1 protein-coding gene is annotated in these 1202 nt (G+C 63.1%); it reads left to right on the top strand.

The window, feature by feature from the left end:
* Positions 1–15: 15 nt before the first annotated feature.
* Positions 16–1198 (top strand): IS3 family transposase gene (locus OXS27_RS32245; RefSeq protein WP_267361733.1). Its coding sequence is split into 2 segments (ribosomal slippage): positions 16–285 and positions 287–1198, totalling 1182 coding nucleotides; the frame shifts between segments, so codons are not numbered across the junction.
* The last annotated feature ends 4 nt before the right edge of the window (positions 1199–1202 follow it).

The raw sequence follows: 1202 nt of genomic DNA, 5'->3' as shown, positions 1-1202 counted from the left end.
AGGAGGACGGACAAGATGGCAAAACACCCGAAGCCTGAGGAGATCGTTGCCAAGCTACGGCAGGCGGATGTGCTGATCTCACAGGGCCAGAGCGTGGCCGATGCAATCCGCGCGCTCGGCGTGAGTTCGGTGACGTACTACCGGTGGCGGCGTGAGTTTGGCGGCCTGAAGTCGGATCAGGTTCGCCGGATGAAGGATCTGGAGACCGAGAATACCCGTCTCCGGAAGGCAATTGCCGATCTCACCCTCGACAAGCTGATCCTACAGGAGGCGTCCCGGGGAAGACGTCTCGAGCCCCGCGCGCCGACGCGCCTGTGTCGAACACATCATGCTGACGATGAACGTCTCCGAGCGTGGTGCCTGTCGGGCACTCGGTCAGCATCGCTCGACACAGCGCAAGGTGCCGCGGGGCCGCGACGACGAAGAGGCGCTGACGGCCGATCTCGTGGCGTTAGCCGAGACGTACGGGCGCTATGGCTACCGCAAGATCAGCGCGTTGCTGAAGGCGGCCGGATGGTTCGTCAACGACAAGCGCGTCGAGCGGATCTGGCGGCGTGAGGGCCTGAAGGTCCCAGCCAAGCCGCCCAAGCGAGGGCGGATCTGGGACAACGACGGCTCCTGCATTCGTCTTCGCCCGGAACACCGCAATCACGTCTGGTTGTATGACTTCGTCGAGGCGCGCACGCATGACGGGCGCAAGTTCCGGATGCTTAACGTCGTCGACGAGTTCACGCACGAATGCCTGGCGATCCGTGTCGCTCGCAAACTCAAAGCGATCGACGTCATCGATGTGCTCTCGGACCTGTTCATCCTGCGGGGCGTACCGGGCCATATTCGATCGGATAACGGGCCGGAGTTCGTTGCGAAGGCCGTCCAGGGCTGGATTACCGGCGTCGGAGCAAAGACGGCCTACATTACGCCTGGCTCACCATGGGAGAATGGCTACGTCGAGAGCTTCAACGCACGGCTTCGCGACGAACTCCTCAACGGCGAGATCTTCTACACACTCAGGGAAGCACAGGTCGTCATCGAAAGCTGGCGACGTCACTACAACACCGTGCGCCCGCATGCCTCTCTGGGATACCGGCCGCCGGCACCGGAGGTCTTCATGCCAGCCTTCTCCGCTTGGCCAGCTGCGCTCGCCCGACCAGCTCCGCCGGCCAAGCTACCCGTGGCAGAGCGGCCAACCGTGCACTAACTTT

This window comes from Methylobacterium sp. GC_Met_3, from assembly GCF_026540775.1.
GTDB lineage: Bacteria > Pseudomonadota > Alphaproteobacteria > Rhizobiales > Beijerinckiaceae > Methylobacterium.
The sequence above is the reverse complement of the archived record's forward strand: the minus strand, read 5'-3'. Positions and strand labels throughout refer to the sequence as shown.